The sequence below is a fragment of the Actinoplanes sp. NBRC 101535 genome, assembly GCF_030269225.1.
Classification (GTDB): domain Bacteria; phylum Actinomycetota; class Actinomycetes; order Mycobacteriales; family Micromonosporaceae; genus Actinoplanes; species Actinoplanes rectilineatus.
The window spans coordinates 38,765-54,004 of sequence record NZ_BSSY01000012.1; the positions used below are offsets into that span (position 1 = coordinate 38,765).

The window sequence follows — 15,240 nt, forward strand, 5'->3', positions numbered from 1 at the left end:
ATGACGACCGCCCCCGACCGGCTGCTGCGGCGCCTGGAGTGGAGACTCGGGCGCCGTCTCGACGGGCGTCTGCAGGGCGCCTACCGCACGGTGTGGCACGGCGCCGGTCTCGACTTCACCGACCTGCGGGCGTACACACCTGAGGACGACGTCCGGCACATCGACTGGAACGTGACGGCCCGTCTCGACGAGCCGTTCGTGCGCCAGTACACCGAGGACCGGGAGATGACGGCCTGGCTTGTCGTCGACAGGTCCGCGTCGATGCGTTTCGGAAGACAGAACCCCTCATCGGGTACGCCTGACGTGAGCACCGCCGCCACCGGCAAGGAGTCGGTCGCCGCCGAACTGGCGATCAGCCTCGCGCGGCTCGTCGCCCAGGGCGGGAACCGGGTCGGCGCGATCCTCTTCGACAACCACTCCCATCAGGTCGTCCCGCCACGGGGCGGCCGTGATCAGATCCTGCGGATCGCGCGCGAGCTCACGCGTACCCCGGAGAAGGTCGTGAAGGACAGCGCGACCACCGACCTGGCCGCCATGTTCCGCCTGGCCGCGGCGACGACCGCGAAGCGGAGGAGCCTGGTCTTCGTGATGAGCGACTTCATCGCCGACCCGGGCTGGGACAGGTCGCTCGCCATGCTGACCCATCGCCACGAGGTGGTGGTGATCCGCGTGGTCGATCCGTCCGAACTGGAACTTCCCGACCTGGGCCTGATCCTCGTGGAGGACGCCGAGACCGGGGAGCAGCTGCTCGTCGACACCAGTGATCCCCTGCTGCGGGGGCGGCTCGCGGCCGAGGTCGACGCCCGCGAGGCCGGCCTGGCCGAGGGGATGCGCCGGGCCGGGGTGGACGAGCACCGGATCACCACTGATCAGGACATGCTCGCCGCGCTCGTCGACATGGTCCGCCGTTCCGGACGGAGACGCCGGTGACCTTCCTCCATCCGTCGGTGCTCGCCCTCGCCGCCCTGCTCACCGGGGCGGCGGTCTACGGGTACGTCGCGCTGCAGCGGCGCCGCCGTGCCGCCCTGGTCGCGGCCGGGTTCGGCACCCTGGCCGGCGGCGGCGTCCGCAGGCATCTGCCCTACGCCCTGCTGCTCGCCGCGCTGCCGGTGCTGCTCGTCGGTCTGGCCCGCCCGCAGGCCGAGGTCGCCGTGCCGCGGGTGTCCGGGACGGTGCTGCTGGCCTTCGACATCTCCAACAGCATGGCCGCCACCGACGTCACACCGAGCCGGCTCGGTGCGGCGCAGGCCGCAGCCACCACGTTCGTCCAGGAGCAGCCGGACACCGTGGACGTCGGTGTGCTGGTCTTCGGCGATCAGGCGTTGCTCACCCAGGCGCCGACCGCCGACCACGACGTCGCCGCGGCCGCGATCAACCGGGCCGCGGCCGGGGGTGGCACCTCGCTGGGGCAGGCGATCCTGGTCGGTCTCGGCACCATCACCGGCAAACCGGTCAGCCTGCCGGAGGACGGCGCCGCACCGGCCGATCTGGGTTACTGGCCGTCGGCCACCATGGTGATCTTCTCGGACGGCCAGGACACCGGTGGGCCGGACGCGCAGGCCGCCGCGGAACTCGCCGCGTCGGCCGGTGTGCGGATCCAGACCGTCGGCGTCGGCACCACGCAGGGAGCCACCGTCGAGGTCGACGGTTTCCAGCTCGGCACCGCTCTGGACGAGACGCTGTTGACCTCGGTCGCCCAGGTGACCGGTGGCAGCTATCTGGCGGCCGGTGACGCGGCCACGCTGACCGACACCACCACGTCGATCGACCTGCGCCTGACCACCGAGAAGGAGCCGCTCGAGCTGACCGCGCCGTTCGCCGCGGCCGCCCTGCTGCTCCTCACCATCGGGGGCCTGCTCGGCACCCGCTGGCACGGAAGGATCGTGTGATGTCGCTGAGCTGGCCGTGGGCACTGCTCGCGCTGCTGGTCGTGCCGCTGCTGCTCGCGGCCCGCTGGTGGCTGAACCGCAAACGCAAGCGCACCGCGGTCACCGTCTCCAGTGTCGCGCTGATCCGGGCCGCGCTGCCGGGCCGGACCGCGTGGCGGCGGCGTATCCCGGTCTACCTCTTCCTGGCCGGTCTGCTGTCGCTGGCCGCCGCGGTCACCCGTCCGCAGGCGTCGATCGCGGTGCCGTCGAACGACACCACGATCCTGCTGGCCATCGACGTCTCCGGTTCGATGTGCAACACCGACATCGCCCCGAACCGGCTGGCGGTGGCGGTCGACGCGGCCCGCGAGTTCGTCGAGTCCCAGGAGGGCGAGACCAAGATCGGGCTGGTGGCCTTCTCCGGCATCGCCGGCCTGCTGGTGCCGCCGACGACCGACAAGGCGCCGCTGCTCGAGGCGATCGAGGGGCTGAAGACGGCCCGGGGCACGGCCATCGGCCAGGCGATCCTCACCTCCATCGACGCGATCGCGGAGTCCAACCCGGATGTGGCGGCCACCGGTGTCGACCTGGGTGACCCGGTGCCCGGCGCTGTCACCGACTACGAGGCGGACACCATCGTCGTCCTCACCGACGGCTCGAACACCACCGGCGTCGACCCGATCACCGCTGCCGAGCAGGCCGCGGCCCGGCGTCTGCGGGTCTACACGATCGGGTTCGGCACCACCACGCCCGGCCAGATGGTCTGCACGGCCGACCAGGTGAGCGGCGACTCGCTCAGCGGCGGCCGCGGCTTCGGCGGCGGCGGGTTCGGCGGTGGCGGCGGCCGGGGTGGCGGCAACCGGGAGATCGACGAGGAGGCGCTGACCGAGGTCGCCGACATGACCGGGGGACGGTACTTCAAGGCCGAGGACGCCGAGCAGCTGACCGATGTGCTCGGCGATCTGCCGAGCGAGTTCGGGCTGGTGAAGCAGGACGTCGAGGTGACGTTCTGGTTCGTGCTGGTGGGCGCGTTGCTGGCGTTCAGCGGTGTCGGGCTCTCGCTCTGGTGGAACCGTGGCCCGGCGGTTCCCCGCCGGGCGATCCCGAGTTGACACGGCTCTGTCAGGGCCGTTCAGAGGCTGCGGGCGGTGATGTCGCCGTGGGCCGTGGTGGCCCGGATGGCCAGCTCGGTGGTGGCCGCCTCCGGGTTGCGCAGCGCGTTGACGATGCGGCCCCGGCTGGTGTCCGCCTCCAGCGCGGCGGCGGTGCCGCGGGCGGCGCCGACGGTGATGTCGCCGTGCTGGGTGCTCAGGGTGACGGCGCCGCCGACCGCCTCGGTGACGCGCAGGTCGCCCTGCTGGGTGCTGATCCGGCCGGAGCCGCCGAGCCGGCCGACGGTGACGTCGCCGGACTGCAGGCTCAGGTGGGCGTTCGCGGTCTCGTCGAACGTGATCGAGCCTTGGGCGCCCTCGAACTCGACGTCGCCGAGGCGTCCGGCGCCGCGCACCTCGGCGCTGGCCGTCCTGCCGTCGATGCGTGAGCCGGCCGGCAGCTGGACCGTCAGGTCGACCGATCCGGACGAGCCGAGCAGCCGGTTGGCCTGCTTCGCGGCGATGATCCGCAGGACGCCGTCCCGGTAGTCGACGGTGACGCGTTCGGCGGCCTGCACGTCGCGGCGGTCGTCGGCGTTCGCGGGCCGGATCTCGACCCGGGTGTCGGTGCGGTCCGCGGCGATCAGCTGGATGCGGCCGGCCGGGATGTCGAGCTGCGCGGCGACGGGGGCGGGGGTGTCGAACCTCTGCATCGTTCTCTCCTTCGAGCGGTTGTTTCCGATGACTGAAACGCTACGTAGCTTTCAGAAATCGGGAAACGTCGAAGTCGCAAAGTGATGCAGTTTGAGCAGCTCAGAGACGTGAAATCATTGCAATGGCATGGAATTCAACGCAACGAATGCGACTCGTTCGTTGCAATGAATGAGAAGTGAACGCACCGGCGGCCGACTCATCGGTGGGTGAGGCGGCGGTGCCGGTGGGCGGCCATCCGGACCGGGGCGTTCGGCTCGCCGAACCGGTCGTACCCGCCGCGCCGCTCGACCAGCTCGAAGAAGACCCGGCCGCCCAGGACCGGCGTGTACAGGTGCAGCAACTCGCCACCGGCGGCATCCCGGTCGTAGAGGATGCCGTACCGGCTCAGGCGGGCCGCGAACTCCTCCGGCAGGCCCAGGCGGGCGATCAGGTCCGCGTAGTAGTTGTCCGGCACCGGCAGGGTGGGCACGGTCAGCGCCGCCGCCGTGGCGAAGATGTCGGCGGTGCCGAAGGCGACGTGCTGCGGGTCCGCCACGGCCGGCGCCCACTCGCCGCGGCGCAGCACCGAGACGGTCAGGGCCAGGCGTACGCCCCGATCGCCGGAAGCCACCGCCCGGGACCGCATCAGCCCGTAGGGCGCCGCGAACTCCTCGGTGGCCAGCGCGGTCAGCCCGAGCACCGACCGGTAGAACAGTCCCGCCTCGTCGAAGTGGTCGAACGGCTGCGTCAGCCCGAGATGGTCGGTGCCGGTGAGTCCCGCCGTGACCTGCGGGACCGCGCCGGTGGCCAGGAAGTCCGACCGCCAGTCGTCGTCGTCTCGGGTCACGAACACGCTGGTCCCGTCCGGCGCGGTGATCGCCGAGAGTGCCGCCTCCCCGGGCTCCCGCACGTTCGGATGCGCCGGTGCCCGGAGCGCCGACGCCCGGGCCAGTGAACGCGCGGGGTCGTCCGACGTCACCGCGAAGGCGCTGAGCAGGGCCGCCTGCGGGCGGATCACCGCGCTGTTCAGCACGATCCGGCAGGCGTTCTGCTCCCACAGCTCCACCGGTTTGGTCCGGTGCTGACCGGTGTGCGCGAAGCCCAGCCCGCGCAGCGCCGTCCGCAGTTCCGGCCCGGACTGCCCGTCGACGGTGAACTCGGTGAACGCGTGCCGGCCCAGCGTCGGCGCGGTGGGTAGCCCGGCCGGTTCGAGGGCGATCAGGGACCGCATCGCGTCGACTGCCGTCCGCGACGGATCGGACTGCCGGAACACGTCGTTGAAGACCTCCAGCGACAGCGGGCCGTCGTACCCCGCCGCCCGGGTCAGCGCCACGAAGCCGGGCAGGTCGAAGTCGCCCTGGCCGGGGAAGAGCCGGTGGTGGCGGCTCCACTGCAGCACGTCCATCCGCAGCTCCGGCGCGTCGGCCAGCTGCACGAAGAAGATCTTGCCGGGGGTGATCGCGGCGATGCCGTCCGGTGGGACCGGCCGGGACAGCACGTGGAACGAGTCCAGGCACAGTCCCAGGGCGGGGTGGCCGGCGCGCTGGACGATCCGCCACGAGTGGTCCCAGGTGGACACGTGCCGGCCCCAGGCCAGCGCCTCGTACGCGATCCGGATGCCGCGGGCGGCCGCGGCGTCGGCGAGCTCGCCGAGTTGCGCAGCGGCCAGGGCGTCGTCGTCGACGGCGGCGGGCGAGACCGACGAGCAGACCAGGACGGTGTCCACGCCCAGTTCGGCCATCACGTCGAACTTGCGGGCGGCCCGTTCCAGGTTGGCCCGCAGCTGCTCGGCCGGGACCGCCTCGAAGTCGCGGAACGGCTGGTAGAGATCGATCGACAGGCCCAGGTCGGCGCAGCGGGCCCGGACCGCGGCCGGTGACAGCGGTGACACCACCAGGTCGTTCTCGAAGAGTTCGATGCCGTCGAAGCCGGCCGCCGCGGCCGCCGCCAGTTTGTCGTCGAGTGTCCCGGACATGCAGACCGTCGCGATCGAACGCCGCACAGATTCTCCTCTTGACAGTGTCGCCCGTCACAGTCGATAACTAACGTACCAGTTCGTACATTGATCGGCATCAAGGAGATCCAGTGACGCGGTGTGGCTTGATCGGGACCGGGATCGGCGCCTCACTGTCCCCGGCACTGCACGAGGCCGAGGGCCGCCACCAGGGACTCGACCTCAGCTACACGCTGCACGACGTGGACACCCCCGATGCCGCACTCGACGACGCCGAGCGGGCCGGATACGCCGGCCTCAACATCACCCACCCGTTCAAGCAGCAGGTGATCAAGCTGCTCGATCACCTGTCGCCCGAGGCGCGGGCCATCGGCGCCGTCAACACCGTGGTCTTCCGCGACGGACGGCGCCACGGCCACAACACCGACGCGTACGGCTTCACCGCATCGTTCCGCGCCAACCTGCCCGACGCGGCCAACGGGCACGTCGTACAACTGGGGGCCGGGGGAGCCGGGGCGGCCTGCGCGTACGCACAGCTCAGCATGGGCGTCGACCGGCTGACCGTGGTCGACCCGGACGCCCGGCGGCGGGAGTCGCTCGCCGCGCACCTCGACGACACCCGCATCATGACGGCCGCGCCGGAACGGCTGCCGTACCTGATCGCGGGCGCCGACGGCCTGGTCAACGCCAGTCCGGTCGGCATGCACGCCCACCCGGGGATCCCGCTGCCCGCAGAGCTGCTCCACCGTGGCCTGTGGGTCGTCGACATCGTCTACATGCCGGTCGAGACGGAGCTGCTGCGTGCCGCCCGTGCCGTCGGTGCGCGGGCGGTCGGCGGCACGGCGATGTGCGCCTACCAGGCGGCCGCCGCCTTCCAGTGGTTCACCGGGCGCATCCCCGACATCGCGCGGATGCTGCGCCACCTGGACGAACTACTCGTTTGACCGCCCTGGAGCCGACATGATCGCGGACGAAGACACCACCACCCGAGAACTCCCCGAACCCCTCTCCCTGCGCCGGATGGTCGGTCCCGGCATCGTCGCCGTCGGCATCGGCATGGCGGCCGGCGAGATCATCCTGTGGCCGTACCTGACCGCGCTCGGCGGTCTCGGCCTGCTCTGGCTGGCCTTCACCACCCTGGCCGTGCAATTCGTCATCAACATGGAGATCGAGCGGTACACGCTGGCCACCGGGCAGACCGTGGTCGCCGGATTCTCCCGCTGGTGGAAGGGCTGGGGCGTGATCATCTGCCTGGCCGGCGCGTTCCAGTACGTCTGGCCGGGCTGGGCGACCAGCGGCTCCACCGTCTTCACCTATCTGGTCGGCGGCGGCGATCCGGTCTGGATCACGGTCGGGGTACTGGCCGCGATCGGCGTCCTGCTGACCTTTTCCAAGGTCATCTACAAGACCGTCGAGCGGGTCGAGACGGTCAAGGTCGTGCTGACACTGTTCTTCCTGGTGGTCGTGGTGATCTTCGTGATCTCGCTGAGCACCTGGGGCGACGGCGCGAAGGCGACGATCACCGAGTTCGGGCAGATCCCCGACGGCATCACGTTCACCATGCTGCTCAGTGCGATCGGTGCGGCCGGGGCGGGCGGCGTACACAATCTGGTCCTGAGCAACTGGATCCGGGACAAGCGCTACGGCATGGGGGCGCACGTGCCGCGGCTGATCTCACCGATCACCGGGCAGGAGGAGGCGGCCGGAGCCGGCCGCTACACGTTCCCCACCGACGAGGCGTCGCTGAGCCGCTGGACCATCTGGTGGAAACGGGCGAACGCCGAACACCTGGTCACCTTCGTCGCGGTCTGCTTCGTGACGATCGGCGTGATGAGCCTGCTCGCCTACGAGACGCTGTTCGGCCGCGACGACCTCAAGAGCGACCCGTCGTTCCTGCGCATCCAGGGCGACATCATGGCCGCCGAGGTCGGCGAGTGGCTGAAACTGCTCTTCCTCGCGGTCGCCGCGGTCTCCCTCTGGGCCGCCGCGATGGGCCTGCTCGACATCATCGGCCGCGTCGCCGCCGACTTCCTGCACCGCGCCTACCTGCAGAACTCGTCCCGCTGGACCGAACCGCGCCTCTACCTGGCCGTCGTCTGGGCCGAGATCGTCCTCGGCTCGGCGATCCTGCTGGCCGGTTTCACCCAGCCGCTCGGCCTGCTGATCATCTCCACCTGCGCCGCGTCGGTGGTCACCCTGCTCTATTCGATCCTGCTGGTCCGCCTGAACATCCGCGATCTCCCGGCGGCCATCCGCCTCCGCGGCTGGCGCCTGATCGGCCTGCTGGCGGCCATCGCCTTCTACGGCTTCTTCGCCATCGCCATGGTGGTCACCCAACTGCAGCGCCTCTAGATCACCGGTTTTCTCAGGGGTACGGGCTACACCTCAGTCAACCGCACCAGCACGTCCCGGGCCCTACCCGCGACATCGCGCTCCCAGTGATCGGAAAACCGCCTGGCACTGATCACCCCTTCGGTCGTCTATCGATGGCCGAAGGGTGGTGCGATACGGCTCCCGTCATGATCGTTGCCCGGTATGGGTCGGCACTTGCCCGATGACGCTCAGCTTAAGTTGATCAATGCCATGACCAGTAGCTGTGCGGTTCCCTTCGCCGTGGCGATTCGTCGGCCGGTGGCGGTGGTGGCGGTCGTGTCGGCGCAGCTCAGCCGTTTGTCGCGGCGCGGGGCCGCGTCCAAGGTCGACTTTGGCTGGGTGGCATGGTGCGGCTGTCTGCTGTCTGCCGCCGACCGTCGTCCATTGCCACTCGGCTTAAGTTGATCATTAGTCTGCCCATCGACTTCGCCGCGGCTGCGATCACGCCTGCCGGGCGCCGCCTCCGGTCACCCCGCGCGTCGGCGCCGTTCAGCAACGCGCGGCCTCACCAGGGCCGTCGTCGAGATCGGAATGGGTTCGGTGGCGTTCCAGCCACCCCGGCCGTCGGCGACGGTCCGCCCATGAGCCGAAAAAAACCGTGGGCGACGGCCGGGTGCCCCCGAGCCGTCGCTGGTGGCTGGTTTCTGCTCTCCCGAATGGCCGTGGCTGACGGCTCGGTCGGCTCGGCCGTCGGCTGCGGTCCATTTGCGAGCCGAGAGCAACCGTGGGCGACGGCTCGGGGGTACCCGGCCGTCGCCTGTGGTCGCTTCGGCCGTTCCGGCCGTCGCGGCGGTCGTTTTCGGCTACCCCGACCGGCCCCCACGGTCGTTCCCGAACTTACGCAGGGGTATGTCTCAGGACCATGGGCTGTGACGGAGAGGGGCCGTTCCGCGAGCGCGGATCGGCCCCTCTCCGGAAAACGATCAGGCGACGCGGCGCCGGCGGGTCCAGGAGAAGCCGATCAGGCCGGTGACCGCGGCCAGAGCGCCACCGGCGACCGTCCACACCCAGCGGGACGAGAAGTCCGGGATCCAGTCGAAGGACCAGGAGGAGAAGAGGCCGTCCTCGTCGTCCTCGGTGCCGGGGGCGGCGGACGCGGCCGCCGCCGGGGTGGTCAGCACCTTGCCGGGCTTGTTGTTCGGCACCAGCGGCGCGGCCAGTTCGCCCTGGTCGGCGCCGGTGTCGCCGGTCGGCAGGGCGAGCGCCAGGGTCACGTCGACCGGCAGGCCCAGGTCCTCCTCGGGCAGTTCGGTGCTGGACAGCCGCACGTAGTAGGTGCCGGGCAGCGGGTCGCCGTCCCACGGCTCGGCCCAGGAGCGGACCTGCCGGAGCTGGCAGCCGAGCGTGATCGACGTGGCGTTCTCGGCGGCGACCGGGTTCTGCTCGCCGGCCACGCAGGCCTGTCGGCGGCGCAGGCCGTCGAAGACCTCCACGGTCCACGACTGGGAGCCGGTCCGGTCGGTGGACGGCGGCAGTGCGACCGTGATGTCCAGGTCGGGGCGCTGTCCGGCGACCGCGCCGAACGACCAGTACAGATAGTCGCCGGTGACCGCGCCGACCTGCACCTGCTGGTCGGCGTTGATCGCCACGGCGGTCAGGAACGAGGTTCCCGCGTTGCTGACACCCGGGGCCGGCGACGGGGCCGCGGCGGCGGGGGTGGCCACGGCGAGCGCGGCGAGCACGCCGACGGCACCGGCCAGTTGAGTGATCCGCATGTCAGTTCTCCCTCCAGGTGGCGACCCACCAGCGGGTCAGCCATCCGGCCAGCACACCGGCGACGAGGCCGGCGATGGCGAGCACGAAGAGCAGCAGGAAACCGCGGCCCAGGCCGGGCGCGTCCGGCGCCTGAGAGGCGTCGACGACGTCGATGCTCAGCTCGAGCGGCATGCCGGGCTCGCCGGCGGCGGTCGGTGAGGCGAACGAGTTGCTGACGATCAGGCAGACGTCGGTGGTCTCCTCGGCCGTCACGGTCGTGGTCTCCTCTTCGGAGGCGGAGTTGTTCTCCTCGGCCTCCGCGTTCTCCTTCTCCTCGGTGCCGGACCAGCGCAGGCCGGCCGAGAGCACGTCGGCGCGCCCGCTGCCCGCGTCGACCCCGCGGACCAGCTCACGGCCGTTCACGGTCGCTGCTTTCAGGAGTACGCCGTAATCACGGTTCAGTGGCCGGTCCAGCGAGATGCTGACCGACGCGCGCAGTTCCTGGCCGGGTTCCACGGTGACGCGGTAGAACCGGTGTTCGCTGATCAGTTCCCGGTCGGTGTAGACGCCGGCGGAGAGCAGCGGCGCCTCGACGCAGTCTTTCGCGCCGGTGACGACGGCCGGGGTGACCGGCGGCGGGGTGGCGGCCCGGTCGACGAGTTGCTTGATCCGGTCGGTCAGCTCCTCCTCGCTCTTCGCCGAGGCGTACGTGCCGCCGGTCGCGGTGGAGATGCAGACGAGCTGCTTGCGGGTCTTCTCGTCGGGGGTGAGGCCGAGGGTGTCCACCACCAGGCCGGCGCCCTGCGCGGCCAGTTCGCGGGCGACCGTGCACGGGTCCGGCGGGGTGCAGGTGTCCTCGCCGTCGGTGATCAGGACGATGCGCCGCACCGATCCGGTGTCGCCGAGGTCCTTGGCGGCTTCGCGCAGGGCCAGGCCGATCGGGGTGAACCCGGTCGGCTTCAGCGACGCGATGGCGTTCTTGGCGGCGACCCGGTTGACCGGTCCGACCTCGACGATCTGCTGCGTGTCCTTGCAGCCGGTCTTCTTGTTGTCGCCGCCGTAGGTGGCGCCGAGAACCCGGATGCCGAGCTGCGTGGTCTCCGGCAGCGCGTCGACGACGTCGTTGAACGCCTGCTTGGCGACCGAGATGCGGGTGGCGCCGTCGATGTCGGCGGCCTTCATCGAGCCGCTGACGTCGAGGACCAGTTCGACCCGGGGCGGTTCGGCCGTGGTGGTCTCGTCGGCGAGTGCGGGGGTGGCGCCCAGGAAGGCGGAGGCGGCGATCAATCCTATTGCTGCCACTAAGGACAGTTTCTTGTGGATCACGCGGCAAGATCATAAACGTACGTCACCGTGTCCGCCCCCGCGCCCCCGGGTGGCCGGTTCATCGATACGCGGCGTGACCAGTCAACTTCTGGCCGATCACCAGAGTGTGGATCTCCGACGTGCCCTCGTAGGTCAGCACCGACTCCAGGTTGTTGGCGTGCCGCAGAGGGGAGTAGTCGAGCGTGATGCCGCTGCCGCCGAGGATGGTCCGGCACTCGCGGGCGATGGCCAGTGCGGTGCGGACGTTGTTCAGCTTGCCGACGCTGATCTGGTGCGGCTGGACACGGCCGGCCTCCTTGAGCCGCCCGAGGTGGACCGCCAGCAGGGTCGCCGTGTTGAGGTCGACGGCCATGTCCGCCAGTTTCTCCTGGGTCAGCTGGAACGCGGCGATCGGCCGGCCGAACTGCTCACGGGTGTTCGCGTAGTCGAGGGCGGCCCGCAGGCTGTCCCGGGCGGCGCCGGCCGCACCGAAGACGATGCCGAAGCGCGCCTCACCCAGGCAGCTCAGCGGAGCGCCCAGCCCGCGTGCTCCGGGCAGGCGGGCGCTTGACGGCAGGCGTACCCCATCGAAGTGCAACTCACCCGTCACCGACGCACGCAGCGAGAGTTTCCGCTTGATGGTCCGGGAGGTGAAGCCGGGGGTGCCGCGCGGGACGAGGAAGCCGTGGATGCCGTCCTCGGTCTGCGCCCAGACCGTCGCGACGTCGGCGATGCTGCCGTTGGTGATCCACATCTTGGTGCCGGTGAGGATCCAGTCGTCGCCGTCGCGGACCGCCCGGGTGCGCATGTTCGCCGGGTCGCTGCCGACGTCCGGCTCGGTCAGGCCGAAGCAGCCGATCGCCTCACCGGCGGCCATCCGCGGCAGCCACTCCTGTCTCTGCTCCTCGGAGCCGTAGCGGTGGATCGAGAACATGGCCAGCGAACCCTGGACGGAGGCGAAGCTGCGCAGCCCCGAATCGCCGGCCTCCAGCTCCAGGCAGGCCAGTCCGTAGGCGACCGCTCCGGTCCCGGCGCAGCCGTAGCCGTCCAGGTGCATCCCGAGCAGGCCCAGCCTGCCCAGCTCCGGGGCGAGGTCGCGGGGGAACGTGCCCTCCTCGAACCAGTCCGCGACGTGCGGCCGGACGTGATCGGCGACGAACCGCGCGACGGTCTCCTGGATCTGGCGCTCCTCGCCGGTGAGCAGGCCGTCGATGTCGAGCAGGTCGAGAGCATCCATGATGTTCATCCTGGTGGTTCGGGGCGGCTCAGTCGACCGGGTGACCCCACTCCGCTTCGACCAATTTAGGGTGATTTATCGGTAAGTGTGGTTGTGTGGCACATGAACGCACCCCCGGCCGTGTGGACGACGCGCTGGCCTCCTCCCGGGCCGGGATGCGCGCCCTCTGGATCTCGCTCGCCGGTCTCGGCCTCACCGCGGCACTGCAGGGCGCCGTGGCCGCGATCTCCGGCTCGGTGGCCCTGGTCAGCGACACCGTGCACAACGTGGCCGGCGCGCTGACCGCGATCCCGCTCGGCATCGCGATCCGGCTCGGCCGGCGGGCCGCGACCCGCGCCTACACCTACGGGTTCGGCCGGGCCGAGGACCTGGCCGGCGTCGGCATCGTCGCGGTGATCGCGGTGTCCGCCGCGGCGACCGCCTGGCTGGCGATCGACCGGCTGATCGATCCGCACACCGTGACGCACCTGCCGTGGGTGCTCGCCGCGGGCGTGGTGGGGTTCGCCGGCAACGAGGTGGTCGCCCGGTACCGGATCACCGTGGGCCGGCGGATCGGCTCGGCGGCCCTGATCGCGGACGGCGTACACGCCCGGACCGGTGGGTTCGCGTCGCTGGCCGTGGTGCTGGCCGCCTCCGGATCCGCGCTGGGCTGGCGACTGGCCGACCCGGTGGTGGCCCTGGGGGTCACCGCGGCGATCGTCTGGGTGCTCAAGGACGGCGCGCGGGCGATCTACCACCGGCTGATGGACCGGGTCGACCCGAGTCTGGTCGACGACGCCGAGGACGCGCTCCGGTCGGTACCCGGGGTGGCCGACGTCGACTGGCTGCGCCTGCGCTGGATCGGTCACCGCCTGTACGCGGAAGCCGCCATCGCGGTGGACGACCGGCTCAGTCTGCTGGCGGCGCACGAGATCGCCACCGATGCGGAGCAGGAGGTCACCCGGCATGTCCCGGGTTGTGCCGGTGCGGCGGTGCATGTCCACCCCGAGCTGGTGGGTGACCACGGCGACCACGGCCGGTCAGCGTTTTCCCAGGAGGATGATCTAGCCTCAAGATCATGAGTGCGTGGGCCCCGGGTGATCTCGTCGATACCGTCGACCCGGAGGTCCGGGACTCGGTCGCCGCCTTCCTGGCCGCCGTCGAGACCGATCTCCGTGCCTCGGTGGTCAGCGACGACCCCCTGATCAGTGAGGTCGCGGCGCACCTCGTCGAAGCCGGCGGCAAACGGTTCCGGCCGATGGTGGTGGCCCTGGGCGCCCAGTTCGGCGACCCGGGACGGCCCGCCCTGGCCCCGTCCGCGGTGCTGATGGAACTGACCCACCTGGCGACGCTCTACCACGACGACGTGATGGACGAGGCGCCGATGCGCCGCGGCGCGGCCAGCGCGAACTCCCGCTGGACCAACTCGATCGCGGTCTGGGTCGGCGACTACCTGCTGGCCCGGGCCGCCCAGATCGCCGCCGGCCTCGGCGACGACGCCGTCCGGCTGCAGGCCCGGACCCTCGCCCAGCTCGTCCGCGGCCAGCTCGACGAGACGGTCGGACCGCGCGGCGGCGACCCGATCCGCCACCACCTGCGGGTCATCGAGGACAAGACGGCCTGCCTGATCTCCGCCTCGGCCCGCTTCGGCGGCATGTTCGCCGGCCTGCCCGGCGCGCACGTCGACGCGCTCGCCGCGTTCGGCACCTCGATCGGCATCGCGTTCCAGCTCTCCGACGACCTGCTCGACATCGCCTCGGACTCGGCGCAGTCCGGCAAGACGCCCGGCACCGACCTGCGCGAGGGCGTGCCCACCCTGCCGGTGCTGTACGCGCTCGCCGCCGCGGACACCGGACCGGACTCCCGGCGGCTGCGTGAACTGCTCGCCACCGGCCCGATCACCGACGACGCGCTGCACGCCGAAACGCTGTTCCTGCTGCGCGAGTCGGCCGCCCTCAAACAGGCCCGGGAGACCGTGCACGGGTACGCGTCCGAAGCCCGCCACCACGTTGCGGCCCTTCCGGACGGCCCCGCCCGCCGAACGCTCGAGGCCCTCTGCCACTACATAGCCGACCGGACGGGCTAATCCGCGGGGGTGTCATGCCCCGATTCAGCGATACCGGTCCTCTTTGTGGTGACATACGGTGAGCGCGACATCGACCGGCTGCTGCTTCGGCAAGGGGGCGTCATGGCCGAGGCGAGTCTGCTCGACCGGCTCTGTCCGGGTGACCACGCCTGCTTCGTCGTCGACGAGGAACCCGCCCGGATCCGGGACGTCGCCGCCTGGATCCGGTCCGGCCTGCGCGACCACCACCGGGTGGTCTACCACGCCCTCGACGGCGACCGGGCCGCGTCCGGGCTGGCGGACGAGGGCGTGGACGTCGCCGCCGCGACCCGGCAGGGCCGCCTGCGGATCGTCACACCGGACCCGGCGGACCTCGAGACGATCGTCCGCCGCTGGCGCGACGAGTCGGCCCGCGCCCGCGACGACGGCTACCACGGCCTGCGCGCGATCCGCGACATGTCCTGGGCCGGTGGCGACCCGCCCGGCACCGACCGGCTCGCCTGGTACGAGGCCCAGCTCAGCCGGGTCTTCGCGGACGGGTTCGCGGTCGGCGTCTGCCTCTACGACCGCAGCCTGTTCGGCGAGGAACAGCTGCATCAGATCACCCGCTCGCACCCGGCGACCATCGCCGGCGGCACCGAAGCGGGCGGGATCCCCCTGCTGCGCGTGACCCGGACCGCCGGATCGTTCGGCCTGCGGCTGGTGGGCGAGGCCGACCTGTCGAACCGGCGGGCCCTGCGCGCGATCCTCGACCACGTGGACGACGACGCGGCACCGGGCCAGGACCGGCGGACCCTGACGGTGGACGTGGGCGGTCTGCGGTTCGCCGACTCGGCGGCGGTCCGGATGCTGCTCACCGTGGCCGGGCCGCACCGGCTGCGGTTGGTCGGCTGTTCGGCGGCGCTGCGGCGGCTCCTGGCGCACCACGGTCCCGATCCGGCCGTCGAGTACGGCGGATAACCCTGTTCTGTTCCGCTCTC

13 protein-coding genes are annotated in these 15,240 nt (G+C 71.2%); 8 read left to right on the plus strand and 5 right to left on the minus strand.

Features of this window, described 5'->3' with window-relative positions:
- From QSK32_RS29265 to QSK32_RS29275, 3 genes are read left to right on the plus strand one after another with little or no spacing between them, the layout of a single operon-like run.
- Positions 1-930 carry a DUF58 domain-containing protein gene (locus tag QSK32_RS29265; RefSeq protein WP_045742805.1) on the plus strand — a complete coding sequence of 310 codons (930 nt, stop codon included), beginning with the start codon at positions 1-3 and terminating at the stop codon, positions 928-930.
- A complete protein-coding gene (locus QSK32_RS29270; protein WP_045742806.1) occupies positions 927-1,889 on the plus strand; it encodes a VWA domain-containing protein in 963 nt (320 codons plus the stop codon). Before QSK32_RS29265 ends, QSK32_RS29270 begins: the two co-directional genes overlap by 4 nt.
- Positions 1,889-2,980: a VWA domain-containing protein gene (locus QSK32_RS29275; protein WP_285473745.1), complete on the plus strand. Its 1,092-nt coding sequence runs from the start codon at positions 1,889-1,891 to the stop codon at positions 2,978-2,980. The genes QSK32_RS29270 and QSK32_RS29275 overlap by 1 nt, the downstream gene beginning before the upstream one ends.
- Positions 2,981-3,000: 20 nt before the next feature.
- On the opposite strand, the gene QSK32_RS29280 is transcribed toward QSK32_RS29275, so the two are convergent.
- Both QSK32_RS29280 and QSK32_RS29285 read right to left on the minus strand, forming a co-directional pair.
- Complete coding sequence (locus QSK32_RS29280) at positions 3,001-3,672, minus strand: DUF4097 family beta strand repeat-containing protein (protein ID WP_045742808.1); 672 nt, start codon at positions 3,670-3,672, stop codon at positions 3,001-3,003.
- 197 nt (positions 3,673-3,869) lie between these two features.
- Positions 3,870-5,654, minus strand: a complete 1,785-nt coding sequence (locus QSK32_RS29285) for a bifunctional sugar phosphate isomerase/epimerase/4-hydroxyphenylpyruvate dioxygenase family protein (protein ID WP_285473746.1) — start codon at positions 5,652-5,654, stop codon at positions 3,870-3,872.
- 83 nt (positions 5,655-5,737) lie between these two features.
- Between QSK32_RS29285 and QSK32_RS29290 the strand changes: the two genes are divergently transcribed.
- Together QSK32_RS29290 and QSK32_RS29295 are read left to right on the plus strand one after the other, a co-directional pair.
- A complete protein-coding gene (locus QSK32_RS29290) occupies positions 5,738-6,550 on the plus strand; it encodes a shikimate dehydrogenase (protein ID WP_285473747.1) in 813 nt (270 codons plus the stop codon).
- Between the two features lie 16 nt (positions 6,551-6,566).
- Entirely contained in the window at positions 6,567-7,958 is a 1,392-nt protein-coding gene (locus QSK32_RS29295) for an Nramp family divalent metal transporter (RefSeq protein WP_285473748.1), read from the plus strand.
- Between the two features lie 944 nt (positions 7,959-8,902).
- Here QSK32_RS29295 and QSK32_RS29300 read toward each other — a convergent pair.
- The 3 genes from QSK32_RS29300 to QSK32_RS29310 are packed head-to-tail and all read right to left on the minus strand — an operon-like array spanning position 8,903 to position 12,216.
- Complete coding sequence (locus QSK32_RS29300) at positions 8,903-9,694, minus strand: hypothetical protein (protein WP_045742812.1); 792 nt, start codon at positions 9,692-9,694, stop codon at positions 8,903-8,905.
- A 1-nt stretch (position 9,695) separates the two neighbouring features.
- On the minus strand, positions 9,696-11,000 hold the full coding sequence (locus tag QSK32_RS29305) for a VWA domain-containing protein (protein ID WP_045742813.1): 1,305 nt from the start codon (positions 10,998-11,000) through the stop codon (positions 9,696-9,698).
- Between the two features lie 58 nt (positions 11,001-11,058).
- Positions 11,059-12,216, minus strand: coding sequence for an acyl-CoA dehydrogenase family protein (locus QSK32_RS29310; protein ID WP_285473749.1), 1,158 nt, complete (start codon positions 12,214-12,216; stop codon positions 11,059-11,061).
- Positions 12,217-12,311: 95 nt separating this feature from the next.
- Between QSK32_RS29310 and QSK32_RS29315 the strand changes: the two genes are divergently transcribed.
- From QSK32_RS29315 to QSK32_RS29325, 3 genes are all read left to right on the plus strand, one after another.
- On the plus strand, positions 12,312-13,277 hold the full coding sequence (locus tag QSK32_RS29315; RefSeq protein ID WP_285473750.1) for a cation diffusion facilitator family transporter: 966 nt from the start codon (positions 12,312-12,314) through the stop codon (positions 13,275-13,277).
- Positions 13,274-14,281, plus strand: a complete 1,008-nt coding sequence (locus QSK32_RS29320; RefSeq protein ID WP_285473751.1) for a polyprenyl synthetase family protein — start codon at positions 13,274-13,276, stop codon at positions 14,279-14,281. Before QSK32_RS29315 ends, QSK32_RS29320 begins: the two co-directional genes overlap by 4 nt.
- A gap of 102 nt (positions 14,282-14,383) precedes the next feature.
- Complete coding sequence (locus tag QSK32_RS29325; RefSeq protein WP_157411049.1) at positions 14,384-15,220, plus strand: MEDS domain-containing protein; 837 nt, start codon at positions 14,384-14,386, stop codon at positions 15,218-15,220.
- The last annotated feature ends 20 nt before the right edge of the window (positions 15,221-15,240 follow it).